Raw genomic sequence first — 17,197 nt, 5'->3', positions numbered from 1 at the left:
GCTAAACGGCTACCGGAGCTTTAATAGCTGGATAGGGATTGTAGTTTTCGAGCGTAAAATCGCCGTAACTGAAGTCAAAAATAGTCGTTACGGCGGGGTTCAGGCGCATGGTTGGCAACGGGCGGGGTTCACGGGAAAGTTGCGTTTCGACCTGCTCCAGATGGTTCAGGTACAGGTGTGTATCTCCGCCTGTCCAGATAAATTCGTGGGCAATATAGCCGCACTCCTGCGCGATCATCATGGTCAACAGGGCGTAGCTGGCGATATTGAACGGAACACCCAGAAAGACGTCGGCACTACGCTGATACAGTTGGCAGGATAATTTTCCATCGGCCACATAAAACTGCATCAGCAAGTGGCAGGGGGGTAAAGCCATACTCGGCACATCGGCGGGATTCCAGGCTGAAATAATCATCCGCCGGGAATCGGGCGAGTTTTTAAGTTGCTTCAGCACTTCCTGCAACTGATCGATGACTCGTCCGTCGGGAGCGGCCCAGCTTCGCCATTGTTTGCCATATACAGGCCCCAAGTCGCCGTTTTCGTCAGCCCATTCGTCCCAGATCGATACGCCATTGTCTTTCAGGTACTTGATGTTCGTATCGCCCTTAATAAACCACAGCAGTTCATGAATAATGGATTTGGTATGAACCTTTTTGGTGGTCAGGAGTGGGAAGCCATCTTCCAGATTGAAACGCATCTGATACCCAAACACGCTAAGGGTGCCGGTGCCGGTGCGGTCTGTTTTGCGCGTGCCATGCTGAAGAATATGGCGAAGGAGGTCGTGGTACTGTTGCATAATCAAAAGTCGGAAGTCGGAAGGGATAAGTCAACCGTTAGGCAAAAATAAACCCCTCAGCCAACGAAGGCGAGGGGTTTATTTTTAGGCATTGGCTGCGCGTCATTCGGTCTTTACAGTTTGTGCGAACAATCGTTAGTTTAGGCCTGTGCTTTTTTCATGCAGCAGGCATGGCTACCTTTATCGCACGATTTTTCACAGTTTTCCGATTTCGCCTTTTTGGCTTTTTTCTCTTTACGAATTTCTCCGGCGAACGAAACAGTAGTCAGGGTGGTTAGCAGGGCCAACCCGAGCAGGGCTTTTTTCATGGTCAATGTAGTTTAGCAAGGTTTAATGCGATAACGCATCTTTCTCAATTTTATGCAAAAACTACGCCATTGCGTTGAAAAATCACTCCTGAATGTCAAAAGAGTAAGTAATATCGGCAGAGGGGCGAAACTGAGCCGTTGCGGAGCAATACTTATCCATCGACAGGTCGATAGCCCGTTTTACCTTATCCGTATCGAGTTTGCCTTTCAATAAGTACGTAATATGTATTTTGCGGAATGGAGCTGGATGGGCATCTTTTTCACGCATCCCATCGACCTTCAGCCGGAAATCTTCGATCACATACTTTTGTTTTTGCAGAATCAGAATAACGTCGATAGCGGTACAGCCGGCCAGTCCCATCAGCAGCATTTCCATAGGTCGGGCTCCAGCATTATGTCCGCCGATATCAGTAGCCGCGTCTATATGCTGGGCAACTCCCGATTTGCCGATGGCTTCAAAATGGAAAGCATCATCGACACGCACCAGTTCGATCTGCATTGTGTTAAATTCCTGAGTAGCAGTAACGGGTTGTGAATCAAGCATTGTCTTTTTTGCGTTTATAAGCTAAAGTGTTTATATTCACCATCTCAAAGTAAATAAAACCATGTCCGAAAAATTCACCGACGATCTTTTCGATCTTAAAAATGACCGACGGTTAAGCGTCTACTTATACCGGGCAGGGTTCGGAGCCTGGTTGCTTTACATTGTTTCGGGCGCACGGTTTATGCAGTCGGTGAGTATGTATCGAACAGATTTCGGGGTGTTCTCGTTCTTTCTGATGGTTATGGGTTTGTCGGCATCTATGATTTATGATTACCATCACCATCGAGCCGAGTTCGATCAGAAGAAAAAATGGCTGGCCATCAGTTATTTAGTTCTGGCTGCACTGGTTTATTTTTTCATTCTTAACAACGAACCTATTAGCCTGAGCCATCTTTTCGGGAAAGGTTTATTTTAATTCTGCTTCATATAGAACACAGATTGTTATAATGATTATGATTTACACAGATCATAACAATCCGCATTCCATTATTCCTTGAGAGCAGCCTGCCAGCCTGCATACGCTTTTTCTACAGCCGACCGTTCGACATTGGGCGTTATGGAAACTTTACCCGCGTTTAATGTCTGTAAATGATCTAGGTTTTTAAACAGTCCGGTTTTCAGGCCAGCCAGATAAGCCGCTCCCAAAGCCGATACATCAGGCATGTCGCGGTTAACGACCGGCTTCCCAAGTAGATCAGTCAGGAACTGTACAACAAACTGATTGGCACTGATTCCACCGTGTACCATCAGTTCGTTCAACGTTATTCCGGTATCCTGCTCCATCGCTACTATTACATCGTTGATCTGATAGGGAATGGATTCCAGAGCCGCTCTGACTACATGATTTTTCGTTGAACCGAACGTCAGCCCGGAGATCGACGCTTTGCGGGACATTTGCCAGTGAGGAGCCCCTAATCCGCTAAATGCCGGAATGATATACACCCCACCATTGTCGGGTACAGCCATTGCCATCGCTTCTGTTTCTCGGCTTTCGGCAAATAATCCCAAGCTGTTTTTTAGCCATTCGATGGTAGCGCCACAGGTGACGATCACCCCTTCCAGGGCATAGTCTACCGAACGTCGGCCCGGCCGCTCTTCAGTGCTCCAGCAAATGGTTGTAACCATACCCTGTTGCGATGTAATAGGCTCCTCTCCGATATTCATCATGATCGAGCAGCCCGTTCCTAATGTAGCTTTTGCCGTTCCCGGTGCAAAACAACCTTCGCCAAAGGCGGCCGCGTGCGAATCGCCTATCAGGCTGGTAATGGGTAAGGTATGATCAAATAAACCATTGAAATTCGATTTTCCGAAAAAGGCCGAAGATGGTTTGGGCTCAGGCAGATTCAGCTTCGAGAGCCCAAACGCAGCGAGCAGTTCCAGATCCCAGCTTAACGTGTGCAGGTTAAAAAACAACGTTCGGGATGCGTTGGTATAATCGGTAAGGTAGTGCTGGCCGTTGGTCAGTTTGTAAAGCAGCCACGTATCGACCGTACCAAAGTACGCCTTTCCGGCATCGACGGCCTGCCGAACCTTCTCGTCATTCTCGTATAGCCAGATCAGTTTGGTTCCCGAAAAGTAAGGGTCAATAAATAGCCCGGTTTTTTCCTGAATGCGTTGCTCCAGCCCTTCTGCTTTCAATCGCTCACAGACTTGAATAGAGCGTTTACATTGCCAGACAATTGCATTATAGAGTGGAACACCTGTGTCATCCCAAACGACAAATGTTTCGCGCTGATTGGAAATACCACAGGCGCTGATAGCTTTTAGATCACCGCCTTGAGCCGCAAAACTCCCGATGCATTTTCCCACCGAAATGAGTACATTTCGGAATAAATCTTCCGGGCCCTGCTCAACGAATCCATCGGCCAAATAGTTGGTTATCAACGGCTCCGAAGCCCGCGCGACTACCTGCCCGTTCTGGTCAAACAAAAGCGTTTTGGTACTGCTGGTTCCCTGGTCAATGGCCAGAATGTAGGAATTGGTCATTTAACTTAATGAATAATGGATAATGAATAACGTAAAATGAATAATGAAGCGAATAGACGGATTCCCCAATCACATTATCCATTGTTCATTTTACATTATTCATTTTTCTCTGTTCGCTTATCGATGATTACGGCCAGCAGGATGACGAACCCTTTTACGACCTGTTGCCAGAAAGGTGATACATTCAGAAGGACCAGGCCGTTGTTCAGAACACCAATGATAATAGCGCCCTGCACCGTACCGAGTATACTACCCCGGCCACCCGAAAGGGAGGTTCCGCCAATGACGACTGCCGCTATGGAATCGAGTTCATAACTTGTTCCGGCGTTGGGCTGGGCCGAATCCAGTCGCGAGGTTACGAGTAGGCCCCCAATAGCTGCTAATCCTCCGGCAATGGTGTATACGGCTATTTTGATCCTTTCAATATTCACGCCCGACAACCGGGCTGCGCTTTCGCTCCCACCGATGGCGTAGATATAGCGCCCTAACCGGGTTTTATTGGTGACCAGCACGGCCGTGGTGACAATAAGGCCCGATAACCAGACCGGAACTGGAATACCCAAAAACCAGCCTGTTCCCAGGAACGTAAACGAGTCGCCAAGGCCCGTAATCGGAAACCCTTCCGTCCAGAGCATGGTCAGGCCACGGGCAATGGTCAGCATCGCCAGTGTGGCTACAAAGGGCGGCAATTTGAAGCGTGTAATAGCCCAGCCATTGAACCACCCCAGCGCCGAACCCGTCAGGATGCCAGCCAGTATTGCTCCCAATAAAGTAAAACCAATGTATAAATTGGCCGACTGAATGGGAATACCGTTACGCAGAAGGCCAGCCGTAATTGCCCCCGACAGAGCCAAAACGGAACCTACTGACAGGTCTATACCCGCTGTCAGCACTACCAGCGTCATGCCCGTTGATATGCATACATTGACCGAAATCTGCCGGAGTACGTTCCAGAAATTGGCTACGGTCAGGAATTTATCCGATAGAAGACTGATTCCCAGGCAAAGAATAAACAGAGCAATCAGCGATTGGAATCGCGTCAGGAAAGGTCGGTAGGTAGTTGCGGTTAGCTGCATAAGTTAAAGGGTGAAAGAGCGAAAGAGTGAAAGAGTGAAAGAGTGAAAGAGTGAATAAAGTCATTTCGCTCAATCACTCTTTCACTCTTTCACTCATTGATTTTGGTATTGCAGCCTTCAGGATTACATCTTCCGATGCATCCTGTACGGCCATGTCGGCGGTTATGACGCCTTCGCTCATGACCAGAACCCGGTCCGAAATGGCCAGGATTTCGGGCAGTTCCGACGAAACCACCAGAATCCCCATGCCTTCATCGGCCAATTGCAGAATGAGCTTGTAAATTTCGTTTTTGGCATTTACGTCGATACCCCGTGTGGGTTCGTCGAGCATCAGCAACTTTGGGTTTGTCGCCAGCCATTTCGACAGGACAATTTTCTGCTGATTACCACCACTCAGATTTTTGGCTGTCTGCCTTTCCGAAGGCGTTTTAATCCGTAAATCGGCTATGTATTTTTTGGCCAGCGTGGTTTCTTTAACCTGACTCAGCAAACCAGCCTGTTCAATTTTTTCGAGGGCGGTCAGGCTGATGTTCATTTGTACATCCATATCCAGCACCAGTCCGTCTTTTTTGCGATCTTCTGGCACTAGCGCCATGCCGAACCGAATTGCATCGACCGGAGTTTTCGGCAGAATCGACTTTCCATCGAGGTATACGGTTCCCGAACAACGCTTTGGATGAAGCCCAAAAAGAGATTCCAATAGCTCCGTTCGTCCGGCACCCATCAGCCCAAACAGCCCGACCACTTCACCCCGCCCTACGCTGAACGAGATATTTTTAAGCTGATTTTCCTGCACATGGGTTGGGTGTTTCAGGCACAGGTTTTCGACTGACAGCAACGGATCAAAAGCCTGACCCGTCGTTTTCCGGCGAATCGTATTAATGTCGCGACCCACCATCTTCCGAATAAGTGTATCGTGGTCAATGCCGTGCATACTACCCGATTCAATGGATTTACCATCACGTAGAACAACATAGTGGTCAGCAATGGTAAACAGTTCGTCCAGTTTGTGTGAGATATAAACAATAGCTTTGTTTTCCTTCCGCAGATCGTCGATAATCGTGAACAGAACCACTACCTCGCTCTCGCTGATCGCTGATGTCGGCTCATCCATAATAATCACGTCCGACTCAACGAGCAACGCTTTTGCCATTTCAACCACCTGCTGCTGACCCACTTTCAGTTCAGACACCCGTGATTCAGGATCGATTGGCAGTTTGAGTCTGGCCAGTAACTCCTGCGTTTTGATCCGCATCGCGTTCTTGTCGAGCGTACCCCAGCGCGTGGTGATTTCGCGACCCAGAAAGATGTTTTCCGTGATAGTCAGATACGGAATCAGATTCAGTTCCTGGTGGATAATAGCAATGCCACAAGCCTGCGCATCGCGAATGGAGTTGAACCGAACAAGCTCCCCCTTGAACCGAATTTGTCCTTCGTAATCCGGGTAAACGCCCGACAGAATTTTCATCAGCGTGGATTTCCCGGCTCCGTTCTCACCGATTACGGCGGTTACTGCGCCTGCCCGAAACTCCAGACAAACCCCGTCCAGCGCTGTTACACCCGCAAATCGTTTGGTGATATTTTCGGCTATTAACATGGTTTTGGATGCAGAGTGCAGGGGGCAGGATGCGTGGGGTGTGGAGCAAGGCGCAAGGAATATGGGGCGTGGAGCAGAGGGCCTATGCTGATAGACAGAGACTTTACCCCCCGCTCCTGGCTACCTGTACCCAGCTTTACCACAATCGGAATCACCTCTATAGTCTCCAGATGCAAATGCGCTTTGTTTAGTTCGATGGCACCGACGAAGTTGATTGTTGCCCCCGGTTTAGCGTTTGCTTTCAGGGGTGGCACAACCTTGTTTCGGATAATCGTATTCAGTTCGGCCGATACATTGTTGAGGTCCATTGTATTATCGAATTCCGTAATCTGGATCAGGCCGGAGGCATCGCGGGCGGCATTTCCGAAAATGTACTCCGTCGCCAGCTTAACCGATTTGCCTGAAGGCAGTAAAACGGTGATGTCGTTGTCGCCAACAGCTGTTACGTTGCCCGTTCCTTTCACCAGAAAATAGCGGATGTTGCCAATGCCCAGTGCGTGCGAGTAGGTCTCGAATGCCTTCTCCTTATCGGTTTTTAACAATGAAATAAGCACGTCGAACTCAGTAGCTTTTGCTGTTGTGGGCAGGAGCTTGTTGGTCCAGAATGTACCGGCGTAGGAAGCCGCGTCAAATGGCTGACCAGCATTGGGCCCTGTCGATGCTTTTACTTCGTCCAGTCGTTTGAAATAGACCGAGTTATAAGCTACAACCGCCAGCAGAACGAGTAGCATGGTGTATTTCAGTGCGTTTTTCGGCATCGTTGGTCAGGATTTTTTAGTGGCCGGATAATCCTTGATGTTCTCCTGGTCAATCAGCTCGACGGCCACGGGTATCTTTTTAGCGAAGTCGCGTTTACCCTTGAAGTACTCATCAGCAAACTGGGCGGCTGTTTTGGCCATCGTCTGGGGCGATTGCAGTCCGGTTGCCTTGATCTTTCCATCGCGGATGGAATTCATCACATCGTCGGCCCCGTCGAAGCCAAACACACCCACATCGTTAGCTTTGCCAGCCGCTACCAACGCCTGATACGCACCCATAGCCATCGCATCGTTTCCGCAGAAAACCGCATTGATGTCGGGATGGGCCTGAAGAATGGACTCCAGTACTTCCATTGCCTTATTCCGGTCGAAATCGGCGCTTTGCTGGGCCACCATCTTAAAATTCTTGTACTGATCAACCACGCTATGAAAGCCTTTCGAGCGGTTCCAGGTGTTGTTGTCACCCACTAATCCCAGAATCTCAACGTAGTTGATCGGTGTGTTTGCCGCTTTGGCGCGTAAGGTCTGAACGAAGTACTTGCCAATAGCCACGCAGCCCGAATAGTTGTCGGACAGAATCTGGCAGGTTGCCGCCCTGGGCGAATTGACTTCCCGGTCCATACAGAACACGGGTATACCGGCTTCAATAGCTTTGCGTGCGTTGACAATGGAGCCGTCGGAATCAGTCGGATTCAGCAGAATAGCGCTGAATCCCGACACGATGGCATTCTCAAAGTGATCGCTTTCGAGGGCCGTGTTGTTCTGCGAATCGAAGATTTTGGTTTCGTACCCTAAGGCTTTGGCTTCGGCAGCCGCTGTTTCGGCCAGTACCACAAACCACGGATTGTTGAGCGTCGACACGATGACGGCTACCTTCTTTGGGCCATTAGCGTCCGTTTTACTCGTACAGCTTCCTGCCAGCAGCAGCAGGAGTAGCAGGACGAATAAGCGACTGTATGTGAGTAAATTATTCATATAGTTTAGTTTTTTTGTCATTCCGACGATAGGAGGAATCTCAAGTCTGAGTAATAGTCAAGTTTGAGATTCCTCCTATCGTCGGAATGACAAAATGCTACGGCATTACCGTTACGATAACGCGCTGGTATCGAGTCAATGACGGTGTTCCGGTATCAGTCACGGCCAGGATAACGTGAAATGTTTCGGGCTTTGTCACGCTTGGTGCCATGATGAAGGCATTTTTTTTCAGTTTATCCTGTATCTCCAACGCCCGACTACTTTCGAACGTACCCGGTTCACGGTAATAAATCCATTCGTAAGTCAATGGATTACCATCAGGGTCCGTAGAGCCGTCTGCGCTCAGCATAACCTTTTCACCGCTTTTTGCCCGCACCTGATTTGGATGACCTAATTTGGCAATAGGCGGATGATTGGCCTCTTTGTAGGGCTTGATAGTCCAGTCGATGCGGGCAGCAAAATCGTGTTGATACGCTTTCCGCCACCGCCAGATCGTTGCTTTATTACTGGTGTACCAACCACTGTCTACACCCATCACTTCATCCTCGACATCGGACCAGAACGGGCGGGTTTCGGGCTCGTAAAACCACTTGCGCATACGGGGTGTATAGAACTCGTAACGGCCACCCCAACTGCCATAATTCGGATGTTCAGGGTCGCTTAAGCCATTGTCGATCAGAAACAAAAACGTCGGTGTATCGCCTTCCATCAGGAATTTTGTAAACGGATGTTCGGCCCCCAGCGCCCCGTGATTTTTACGGATGTTTTCGTCAAGCCAGGGGTTATCGACCAGACTAAAATCTGCCCCCTGGAACCGCCCGTGAAATTTATCGCCACTGATTCCGCTCCATGTAGCCTGATGATAGGCGCCCCCGGCATGAAAACCGGGGCTGGCAATGTAAAACAGATTCGGAAAGGTTTTCCGAAGCCAGGGGCCCGTATCGTCCTGGTCGGAAATGGTATAGACCCGGAGTTTGGCCACAAATTTCTCGACATCGTCGGGCGCACGCGTTTGCCGGACTTTCCAGAGCGCCTGCGCCAGACAGTTGGCTCCTCCCCACACCGGAATCCAGACAGGTCGATCATCGTTTTTATCGACAACCGAAATAATCCATTCCGAGCCTTCCGAATCTTTCCCCGGCCCAACGGCACCCATGCCGAAATTAGGGTAACCCGACTTGATGACACTGGTCAGGTACTGCGTTTCGGGATAGCCTTTTTCGTGCAGCAATAAATTCGACCGGACCTTCCCGTAGGCCGTTACAATCTGTCTGATCCGCTCCGGAGCCACCCGATCTTTCTGATGAACCGAGGTAGTGGCAATCAGCCCCTCTACATCCCATTGATTGGCATACGTCAGGAAACGAACCATCGACTGGGCATCATCAGGTTCATTTTCGATATCCGTCAGCACCAGCACCCGTAATTTTTGCCCGGCTTGTTGAGCCTGACTTGGCAGAGTTGGCAGTCCGAGCAGCAGGAGCCAGATAACTAGATAAGCAGCTTTCATGAGGTTTAGTCGTATTGGGTTCACGCTACGGAACAACGGTAACAATGACTCGTTTGTACCGCGTTAAGGCGGGTGTGCCTTTGTCGGTCACTTTCAGGATGAAATGAATGGTCTGCGGACTGGTTACTTTAGGAGCGATTGGGCGAGCTTCGTAGATGTTCGTGACAAAATTTTCGTATAAAATAACACCCTGGTACGTTCCCACTTCGGGATATTGCATCCAACGAAAACTCATCGAATCGCCGTCGGGGTCGGTAGAGTCGGACGCCCGCAGGTAAAACATCTCTCCCGATTTCACGGTCAGATTTTCGGGATGCGACAAACGGGGCACAGGTGGGTGATTCGCTTCCTTGTACGATTTGGTACACCAGTCCATCCGGGCGGCAAAATCATTCTGAAATTCAGTACGCCAACGCCAGATGGTAGCCATCGTGCTTTTTGCTGGCTTTGGCCCACTGGTTGAAGGAGTTGTCATAAAGGTTCTTGGGGTTAAGACCGAATCGGCCGCATTGGTCCAGATGGGTCGCGTTTCAGGCTCTTCGGCGGGTGCGCTGGCGGGCTTGTTCCGACTGGGCACTAGTCTAGGCTGTTGCAGAACATACCGTCCTCCCCAACCACCCCAGTCGGGATGCTCTGGTGCATTCAGTCCATTAGGGATCAGATTCAGAAAAGAGGGTGTATCCCCTTCCATACCAAAGGCCACGTCGGGATACATCGCGCCTAGTGGCCCATGCCCCTGTTGAATGTTTTCGGCTAACCACGCATCACTGACATACTCCGGGCGCGTGCCGGGTTCGTTGGTGTTGATACCGCGCCAGGTAGCAAATTCATAACCATAACCGGGACTGACGACATAAAACACGCTTGGAAAGGTCTTACGAATCCAGGGGCCACTATCGTCCTGATCCGAAATGGTATATACGCGAAGTTTGCGGTAAAGCTGTTCCGCCTGCTCTGGCGCTCGGCTCTTCTGAATGGTCCAGAGGGCCTGTGCCAGCGTATTGACGCCCCCCCATGCCGACACCCATAGAGGTCGACTGTCGGGCTTTTCCAGTTGCCGGATTATCCACGACGATCCTTCTGAGTCTTTACCGTCGCCCACTCCACCCATGCCATACACGGGCAATCCTTTCTTAATAAGGGCTTTCAGCGCCTGCGCCGTTGGGTAACCTGGTTCATGTTTCAGCAAATTGGGTTGCACCTTCCCGTAGGCATCCACAATCCGATGAATGGTTTCGGGAGCTACCCGTTTTTGCAGGTGAATGGAGGTTGTCGCCACCAACCCTTCAATGTCCAGTTGATTGGCATAGGTGAGCAGGCGAACCAGCGATTCCGAATCATCCGGTTCATTTTCAATGTCGGTCAGAATCAGTACCCGCTGTTTATTTTTCGGTGACTGGCCATGGCTGGACGAAGGTAAACTCGCCAACAGGCATAGAGCGATTAAGCAAAGAATATGTTTCATGTATGGTTTAGGATAATTTGTAGAGACGCGATACCTCGCGTCTCCTGACCGGATGGTTGCTGTCGCCAATGAGACGCCAGGTATGGCGTCTCTACAGATCCAACAAGATCTGTGCTTCGTTCGTAATGCCTTCTTCGGATAAACCGTAATGGTTGAAAATTTCAATCTGCGAGCCTGTAACCGTGTATTCATCAGGAATACCCATGATTCTGAACCGATTACGAAAACCATTCTGGATCAGAAAAGACGCACAGGCTTCGCCCAACCCTCCGAATACACTATGTTCTTCCACCGTCAGGATGGGACATCCTTTGGCCGCAACTGTCGCCAGTAGATCATAATCCAGTGGTTTGATAGTATGCATGCTGATTACCGTTGTCTTGATGTCGTGCAGGGCTTCCAGTTTATGAGCCGCCAGCAGAGCCGGATAGACCGTTTCGCCAGTTGCGATCAGTACCAGATCGTCGCCCTGGTTGATGATTCGCCCTTTACCAAATGCAAACGCCTGATTCGCTTCCGATAGCAAGGGCATGGGCTTTTTGCCAAATCGAATGTAAATCGGATGGTCGAGTTCGGCCGCTTGCCGGATAGCCTGTTCGGTCTCGAAATTATCGGCGGGGGCAACCACCATCAGGTTATGAACCGCCCGCAAGGCCGCAAAATCGTGTAGGCTGTGGTGGGTCGATCCCAAAGCCCCATAGCTCACCCCGGCGCTTATGCCGATCAGTTTTACCGGATTATCGGAGTAGGCCACGTCGGTTTTGATCTGCTCGAACGACCGTGCCGTCAGGAAACAAGCGGGCGAAACGGCAAATACCTTCTTACCCGTTGAAGCCAGACCAGCGGCAACTCCCACCAGGTTTTGTTCAGCAATGCCGATTTCGATGTGCTGTGCTGGGTACTTCTGTCCGAATGGCCCCAGTTTACCCGAACCCCGCGAATCGCTGGTCACCACCAGAATTTGCCGGTCGGTACTGGCCAGTTCCTGGAGCGTATTCGAAAATACATCCAGATTGGCCCGGTCCACGTCTGGAAGGGCTTTTTTATCGACTACTGTACTTACTTCTCCCATGGTTGTATTTTATTTCTCACCGCGAGGACGCAAAGAATTGATTGTTAAAGTTTTATACCCTTGCATCTTTGCGTCCTCGCGGTTCATTGAACGTAACTTAGCCTTCTGTCCCTAATGCCTATTCAATAGCTCTAGCTTGGCGAAAAAATCAGCAAACATCAGGTTCGTATCCAGTTGGGTATACACCCGAATCGGCCTACCAGCGTGGTTGTGGACATAGGTTCCTGCCTGATTGATGCGGGGTGCCTGCCGAACAACGTACTGACTCGACGAGGGGTCGGGCTCAAACGACGACTGTAGCGCTGTAAGCAGCACCAGCGGACTATCGCCCAGAATGTAGGTTTCACCAATGTTGATAAACTTCTGAATACGATCCATTAGGACCTCCAGGGTTTCACTCAGGTAAGCGCCAATTTTGCCCTGTGGCTTCACCTTCGTCAGCAATTGGGCATACGACAACAGGCACTGTCGATACACATTTCGCGGGATTTGCCACAAACGCAAGGCCGACCGGTTAAATACGACTCGTGCTGCTGCCTGATCGATGTTCAGGTTGTACTCAACTTCCGAATAACCCGGTGGCGGAAGAGCCAGATCACTGTATTCAGGGCCACCAATCCAGATGAGTGTCAGTTTGTCGGCAATCCGCGAATCGGTCAGGGCAGCCGACGCGATTTCAGTGAGTCCTGCTCCGCAAACCACGTAAAGTGGCGTTTTAGTATCGGTCCGTAAGGCTTCCTGAATGATGAAACTGACAGCTTCATTTTTAACGGGCGTACTGTCGTTCACCATCGCCGTATTCGATCCGGCAAAGACAGGAATAGCCTTCGTCACATTCATGGCCTGGAGCACTTCCTTTGCTTTTTTAGCCGCATTATCGGCCTGGGTCTTCGAACGATCAAACCCATCGTTTACATGGAGATGAGAGCCGATAATAGCCCGAATTTCTACCGAGGGCGACATCAGCAAATGAGCCAGTTGAAATAGTCCGTCAGGATCACCACTAAAATCGTTGTCAACAATGACCCGCATTCGAGGCTCCACACCCGCCAATCCTTTCGACTGCCCAAAGACAGTTAATTGGACTATCAGGCCGAGGATCAAGCTCAGGCCGGTAAGTCTTCGAAAAAAAATCATACAGTCTACTTGTTTAATGTATTTGACAAGTTTCGGTTAAACTCGTTTTTGTCATTTCGACCGTAGGGAGAAATCCCAAGCTGATTGATAATGGAAATTTGAGATTTCTCCCTACGGTCGAAATGACAAAAACACGTTAATCAAGCGTAAAACGAGAACGTTCAGCGGTCTACTGGTCGGTTTTTTATTCATCAATTGCTCATTCACTCAATTCCACCAGCGCCTGCTCGTACTGTTCTTTATTGGGTACACCGTGGTGCCACTTGAGCTGGTTTTCCATGTAGCTGACACCCTTACCTTTTATGGTATGGGCAATGATCACACTGGGCTTGCCGGGTTCGAACGGTAATTCATTAAACGCGTCGATCAGTTGGCCGAAATCATGCCCGTCAATTTCCCGGACAGCCCAGCCAAACGCATCAAATTTTTTATCGAGAGGGTCGGTGCTACACACGTCGGCAGTGGGTGCCGTGATTTGAAGGCCATTTTTATCGACGATGGCGCAGAGGTTATCGAGCTTATACTGAGCCGCCAGCAGTGCCGCTTCCCAGTTTGATCCTTCGGGTAATTCCCCATCACCCAGCAACGTAAAGACCCGAAATGGTTTTTCATCCAGTTTAGCTGAAATGGCCGTACCAACACTCAGCGATAGCCCATGCCCAAGCGATCCTGTATTCTGCTCGATACCGGCAATTTTTTTGGTTGGATGTCCGATGTAGTGCGATTTGTAGCGGCAAAGCGTTTCCAGATCCGATTCGGGGAAGAAACCCCGGTCGGCCAGCACTACGTAAAGGGCCTCAACCGTATGCCCTTTACTCTGAATGTATCGATCGCGGTCAGGCGATTTGGCGGTTTCGGGGCTAACATTCAGAACGTTGTTGTAGAGTACATTCAGGATGTCGATACAGGACAAACTCCCCCCCGTATGACCGGCATTTGCCCCTACAATATATTTCAGTATCGTTCGGCGGTATTGCACCGATTTCTGCGCTAATTCACTGATAGTCATACCTATTAAAATCACTTATTTCGTACCGTATTAATCAACCCTGATCGCTTTGGAGTTAGTAGGTAACGGGACTATTTGAAAAGCTTAGGCGCTAATTCCGTTAGATACAGCCGCCAGTTAACCCACGTATGGCCACCTTCACTTTCCCGATAGGTGTAGGGTAAGCCGATCTGATCGTACAAAGCCCGTAGCTTTGTGACGCTAGCATACAGGAAGTCATCTTTCCCGCAGCCAATCCAGTAGAGTTTGGGTTTAGCCTGTTTCAGTGCGTTGAGTTGTTTGATATGCTCCTCCTTATTGTAGTTCCGGGCATTTGGCCCGTCGAAAAGGCCCATGCTCATCACACCGATATAACTAAATGTGCCAGGGTTGGCATTGGTAATCTGCTGCGTATGATAACCGCCCATCGACAGACCGGCAATCGCCCGGTGTGCCGGGTCTGCGATAACCCGATAGTTTGCTTCAACGAATGGAATCACATCCTTCATCAGACTGGCTTCAAACTTTCCGCTAGTCATCGCCTGAACACCCGACGGGCTGTTGGTAGCCGCGTTGGCAAAAGCGGGTCGCTCGCCCGGAGCAGCCGCCACACTGGGCACGCCATTCGTTATCACAACAATCATCGGTTCTGCCTTGCCAGCCGCGATCAGGTTATCCAGAATATAGTTAGTCCGCCCCCGGCTGACCCAGCCCTCTTCGTCACCACCGGCCCCATGAAACAGATACAGCACCGGATATTTTTTCCCACTTTTCTCGTAGCCGGGTGGGGTGTAAATCTCCATCCGTCGATCCATCCCTATTGTCGGCGAGGGGTACCAAACGGCCGACAAAACTCCATGCGGCACCGGCTGTACATCATAGAGTTGTGTTAGCGGCCCTGGCAACATCAGCCGACTTTCGATATACGAGCCGTCGCGGGTAGCAATGGTATTGACGGGGTCGAGAATAGAAATTCCATCGACAATAAAGCGGTACTCATACATATCGGCCGGCAATGGTCCCACCTTCGTTTCGAACAGACTCGAATCTTTAGGCGTCATCTCGATGGTATTCCGTAAATCCTTCAGCCAGGTCCCAAACAATCGGACCGATTTAGCATTGGGTGCTTTAATGCGAAAAATCACCGAGTTATCGGGCCGTATTTCGGGCGACACTACAGGATTTGGGCGTTGCTGCGCCCACGAACCAGCAATTAGCCCAACGTACATCAGGCCGATCAGCGCAGTAAGGGTTAGAGTAGGTTTCATTGTATAGCGGTTAAGAGGGGGGGCATCAGGCAAGTACGATCAATGCTTGTATACGTCCCAGCCCATGTAGTTGCGCATGGCTTCCTCCAGAATTCCGGCAGTTTTGGACGCATTCATAACGACATGGTGTTCGAACCCGTTTCGACAGACGTACTGCATCAGCCCTTGTAGGTTATCGATCTGCGCCACCGCCCGGTTGCCGAACGTGTTCAACGGATCGTTGGTCAGAACGCCTTCGCCGATGTAGGCTTTCATTACCCCTTTCGGGTCATCGGTGCTTATGCGTCCATAGGTCAGCGGGTTAGCGGGGGTACGACCGGCCAACGCCCCATAGGTATTTTCTTCGCCTACGGTTGTACCGAGAATGGGGGCCGTACTGATTTCGATGTCGGGCAGGAACGACTTGGCCCAGTTGCCGCAGTGGAACAGCACGCATTTGTTTTCGTCGTCAGCATAGTTGTTGTTCCAGTCGACCAGGGCGCTGGGTGAACCCGAAGCCAGTTGCATGGCATACATGCTGAGTGTGCCCGTTACATCGACCTCGCAGGCACTGGGGAGCATATTCTCGCTCATGATGCTCATGCTGGTACAGACGTTACAACCGTAGTTTTGCTGAAGCGAGGTCCAGCATTGAATGGCCGTAGCGTCCAGGGCGTGTTCCTGCATGAAATCGTTCAGCACTACGTCCAGCTTAGCAATCTGTATCAGTTTATCATCGGGCGTGCGGCCCGTGGGCGTATAGGCTTTGATGGCGTCAAGTCGATCTTTTACCGACTGATCGGCAGCCGTCAGTTTATTGGCATTGCCCAGAATATGCGACAGGTCGATAGTCACTACCGAAATCCCGTTACGCTGGAGGATTTTCTCACTGTACCGAACTGTATTAAAGGCTCCCGGACGTGCGCCAACGGCCCCAATCCGAACATTCCGAAGCCCTTTTACGACCCGGCATACCGCCATAAAGTTTTTCAGGTCGGCTTCAAAGCTGGGGTCGGATGGGTGGACAACGTGCTTGGTAGTCAGCGAGTAGTTGATCCCGAATTGGTAAAGGTTGTTACAAACTGAAATTTTGCCACACCACGCATCCCGCCGACGGGCTACATCCATTCGACTCAGATCATCGGGATACGCCTGAATTAACACGGGCACATCCAGTCGAGCAAGTTTCAGGGTTTCGGCTACACCTTTTTCATCCCCGAAGTTGGGCAGAACAACCAGAACGCCCATAATCGTGTCGGCATGTTTGCGAAACAGTTCGGCACATTTCTGCGCTTCCTGAAACGTTTCAACACCACCCAGTTTGGTAGCCGTTTCATCCAGCATAATGGGATTGACGCCCACTTTCTGAAAAACGTCCAGCAGATCGGAGCGGCACTCGCCAACGAGTTTGTCGGGGAAGAAGTCCCGGTTTCCAATAATAACACCTAAAGAGATGGGGGTACCTGTTTTTACGCTCATGGTTGATTCAAAAATTCATTGGCTGATATAGTTAAGAATCTAATTCTGAACCGGGCCAACCCAAACAAAATTAAAAGCAAATAAAAGAAAATAAAAGAAATTTATCAAAAATACAAAGAACCCAACCAGTAGAGTTTCTCAGCCGATTACCCGAATACATAGGTAATTAAGGCTTTAATTTCAATCAAGATATATTACATAAGTCCTATAAGGGCTCAATTTGATATAACAAACGTAATTATTTTTTATAACCCACCTG

Annotated in this window: 16 protein-coding genes; 1 reads left to right on the top strand and 15 read right to left on the bottom strand. The window is 50.0% G+C overall.

Annotated features, from left to right (window positions below; genetic code table 11):
- Position 1 precedes the first annotated feature (1 nt).
- From B5M13_RS11780 to B5M13_RS11775, 3 genes are all read right to left on the bottom strand, one after another.
- A complete protein-coding gene (locus B5M13_RS11780) occupies positions 2 to 796 on the bottom strand; it encodes a thymidylate synthase (protein WP_080055857.1) in 795 nt (264 codons plus the stop codon).
- A gap of 140 nt (positions 797 to 936) precedes the next feature.
- Positions 937 to 1,104 (bottom strand): hypothetical protein, encoded by a 168-nt coding sequence (locus tag B5M13_RS33710; RefSeq protein ID WP_170061120.1) that lies wholly within the window; start codon positions 1,102 to 1,104, stop codon positions 937 to 939.
- An 82-nt stretch (positions 1,105 to 1,186) separates the two neighbouring features.
- Positions 1,187 to 1,648 carry an OsmC family protein gene (locus B5M13_RS11775; protein WP_080055856.1) on the bottom strand — a complete coding sequence of 154 codons (462 nt, stop codon included), beginning with the start codon at positions 1,646 to 1,648 and terminating at the stop codon, positions 1,187 to 1,189.
- A gap of 61 nt (positions 1,649 to 1,709) precedes the next feature.
- Between B5M13_RS11775 and B5M13_RS11770 the strand changes: the two genes are divergently transcribed.
- Positions 1,710 to 2,063 (top strand): hypothetical protein, encoded by a 354-nt coding sequence (locus B5M13_RS11770; protein ID WP_080055855.1) that lies wholly within the window; start codon positions 1,710 to 1,712, stop codon positions 2,061 to 2,063.
- A gap of 71 nt (positions 2,064 to 2,134) precedes the next feature.
- Here the strand turns inward: B5M13_RS11770 and B5M13_RS11765 are convergent, their stop codons facing one another.
- The 12 genes from B5M13_RS11765 to B5M13_RS11710 form a co-directional block, all read right to left on the bottom strand.
- Positions 2,135 to 3,634, bottom strand: coding sequence for an FGGY family carbohydrate kinase (locus B5M13_RS11765; protein ID WP_080055854.1), 1,500 nt, complete (start codon positions 3,632 to 3,634; stop codon positions 2,135 to 2,137).
- A 95-nt stretch (positions 3,635 to 3,729) separates the two neighbouring features.
- Complete coding sequence (locus tag B5M13_RS11760) at positions 3,730 to 4,710, bottom strand: ABC transporter permease (RefSeq protein ID WP_080055853.1); 981 nt, start codon at positions 4,708 to 4,710, stop codon at positions 3,730 to 3,732.
- Positions 4,711 to 4,783: 73 nt separating this feature from the next.
- Complete coding sequence (locus B5M13_RS11755) at positions 4,784 to 6,307, bottom strand: sugar ABC transporter ATP-binding protein (RefSeq protein ID WP_080055852.1); 1,524 nt, start codon at positions 6,305 to 6,307, stop codon at positions 4,784 to 4,786.
- Positions 6,301 to 7,065: a DUF2291 domain-containing protein gene (locus tag B5M13_RS11750; protein ID WP_080055851.1), complete on the bottom strand. Its 765-nt coding sequence runs from the start codon at positions 7,063 to 7,065 to the stop codon at positions 6,301 to 6,303. The genes B5M13_RS11755 and B5M13_RS11750 overlap by 7 nt, the downstream gene beginning before the upstream one ends.
- Before the next feature lie 6 nt (positions 7,066 to 7,071).
- Positions 7,072 to 8,040 carry a D-ribose ABC transporter substrate-binding protein gene (locus tag B5M13_RS11745; protein ID WP_080059890.1) on the bottom strand — a complete coding sequence of 323 codons (969 nt, stop codon included), beginning with the start codon at positions 8,038 to 8,040 and terminating at the stop codon, positions 7,072 to 7,074.
- 97 nt (positions 8,041 to 8,137) lie between these two features.
- Entirely contained in the window at positions 8,138 to 9,550 is a 1,413-nt protein-coding gene (locus B5M13_RS11740) for a DUF1593 domain-containing protein (RefSeq protein WP_080055850.1), read from the bottom strand.
- A gap of 25 nt (positions 9,551 to 9,575) precedes the next feature.
- Positions 9,576 to 11,015, bottom strand: a complete 1,440-nt coding sequence (locus B5M13_RS11735) for a DUF1593 domain-containing protein (protein WP_080055849.1) — start codon at positions 11,013 to 11,015, stop codon at positions 9,576 to 9,578.
- Positions 11,016 to 11,106: 91 nt separating this feature from the next.
- Positions 11,107 to 12,087: a transketolase family protein gene (locus B5M13_RS11730; RefSeq protein WP_080055848.1), complete on the bottom strand. Its 981-nt coding sequence runs from the start codon at positions 12,085 to 12,087 to the stop codon at positions 11,107 to 11,109.
- A 111-nt stretch (positions 12,088 to 12,198) separates the two neighbouring features.
- On the bottom strand, positions 12,199 to 13,224 hold the full coding sequence (locus B5M13_RS11725) for a nucleoside hydrolase (RefSeq protein ID WP_155297237.1): 1,026 nt from the start codon (positions 13,222 to 13,224) through the stop codon (positions 12,199 to 12,201).
- 199 nt (positions 13,225 to 13,423) lie between these two features.
- Positions 13,424 to 14,233 carry a transketolase gene (locus B5M13_RS11720; protein ID WP_080055846.1) on the bottom strand — a complete coding sequence of 270 codons (810 nt, stop codon included), beginning with the start codon at positions 14,231 to 14,233 and terminating at the stop codon, positions 13,424 to 13,426.
- Between the two features lie 71 nt (positions 14,234 to 14,304).
- Positions 14,305 to 15,480 (bottom strand): esterase, encoded by a 1,176-nt coding sequence (locus tag B5M13_RS11715; protein ID WP_080055845.1) that lies wholly within the window; start codon positions 15,478 to 15,480, stop codon positions 14,305 to 14,307.
- A 39-nt stretch (positions 15,481 to 15,519) separates the two neighbouring features.
- Positions 15,520 to 16,938, bottom strand: coding sequence for an L-fucose/L-arabinose isomerase family protein (locus B5M13_RS11710; RefSeq protein ID WP_080055844.1), 1,419 nt, complete (start codon positions 16,936 to 16,938; stop codon positions 15,520 to 15,522).
- Positions 16,939 to 17,197 lie beyond the last annotated feature (259 nt).

The organism is Spirosoma aerolatum (assembly GCF_002056795.1).
Lineage (GTDB): Bacteria > Bacteroidota > Bacteroidia > Cytophagales > Spirosomataceae > Spirosoma > Spirosoma aerolatum.
This window is presented reverse-complemented; position numbering and strand designations above follow the sequence as displayed.

Bases quoted from the DNA above. Each gene is read 5' to 3' on its own strand.
- B5M13_RS11780 (WP_080055857.1), bottom strand. From the start codon at position 796: ATGCAACAGTACCACGACCTCCTTCGCCATATTCTTCAGCATGGCACG.
- B5M13_RS33710 (WP_170061120.1), bottom strand. From the start codon at position 1,104: ATGAAAAAAGCCCTGCTCGGGTTGGCCCTGCTAACCACCCTGACTACT.
- B5M13_RS11775 (WP_080055856.1), bottom strand. From the start codon at position 1,648: ATGCTTGATTCACAACCCGTTACTGCTACTCAGGAATTTAACACAATG.
- B5M13_RS11770 (WP_080055855.1), top strand. From the start codon at position 1,710: ATGTCCGAAAAATTCACCGACGATCTTTTCGATCTTAAAAATGACCGA.
- B5M13_RS11765 (WP_080055854.1), bottom strand. From the start codon at position 3,634: ATGACCAATTCCTACATTCTGGCCATTGACCAGGGAACCAGCAGTACC.
- B5M13_RS11760 (WP_080055853.1), bottom strand. From the start codon at position 4,710: ATGCAGCTAACCGCAACTACCTACCGACCTTTCCTGACGCGATTCCAA.
- B5M13_RS11755 (WP_080055852.1), bottom strand. From the start codon at position 6,307: ATGTTAATAGCCGAAAATATCACCAAACGATTTGCGGGTGTAACAGCG.
- B5M13_RS11750 (WP_080055851.1), bottom strand. From the start codon at position 7,065: ATGCCGAAAAACGCACTGAAATACACCATGCTACTCGTTCTGCTGGCG.
- B5M13_RS11745 (WP_080059890.1), bottom strand. From the start codon at position 8,040: ATGAATAATTTACTCACATACAGTCGCTTATTCGTCCTGCTACTCCTG.
- B5M13_RS11740 (WP_080055850.1), bottom strand. From the start codon at position 9,550: ATGAAAGCTGCTTATCTAGTTATCTGGCTCCTGCTGCTCGGACTGCCA.
- B5M13_RS11735 (WP_080055849.1), bottom strand. From the start codon at position 11,015: ATGAAACATATTCTTTGCTTAATCGCTCTATGCCTGTTGGCGAGTTTA.
- B5M13_RS11730 (WP_080055848.1), bottom strand. From the start codon at position 12,087: ATGGGAGAAGTAAGTACAGTAGTCGATAAAAAAGCCCTTCCAGACGTG.
- B5M13_RS11725 (WP_155297237.1), bottom strand. From the start codon at position 13,224: ATGATTTTTTTTCGAAGACTTACCGGCCTGAGCTTGATCCTCGGCCTG.
- B5M13_RS11720 (WP_080055846.1), bottom strand. From the start codon at position 14,233: ATGACTATCAGTGAATTAGCGCAGAAATCGGTGCAATACCGCCGAACG.
- B5M13_RS11715 (WP_080055845.1), bottom strand. From the start codon at position 15,480: ATGAAACCTACTCTAACCCTTACTGCGCTGATCGGCCTGATGTACGTT.
- B5M13_RS11710 (WP_080055844.1), bottom strand. From the start codon at position 16,938: ATGAGCGTAAAAACAGGTACCCCCATCTCTTTAGGTGTTATTATTGGA.